Genomic DNA, 212 nt, shown 5'->3' on the forward strand with positions numbered 1-212 from the left:
GTCCGACCATCCAAGCCGCGCGCGATTTCGGTGTTGCGCTAGCTCATATGCATGATGCCGGTGCCGAACATTTTGGCTCCGCTCCAACTGGATACGACGGCACCTGCTATTTCGGGCCGTTGCAGGATCCCGTCCCGATGGATACCGGTGCCTGGGATGATGTGGCCACCTATCTGGCGGACGGCAGATTGCGTCCGATGGTACGACTCGGC

At 60.8% G+C, this 212-nt stretch carries 1 pseudogene; it reads left to right on the forward strand.

The features are described 5' to 3' along the window. Window positions 1–212 (forward strand): annotated as a pseudogene (locus tag L0M99_RS09795) (fructosamine kinase family protein); the annotation flags it as partial.

Source organism: Varibaculum cambriense (genome assembly GCF_022133705.1).
Lineage (GTDB): Bacteria > Actinomycetota > Actinomycetes > Actinomycetales > Actinomycetaceae > Varibaculum > Varibaculum cambriense_A.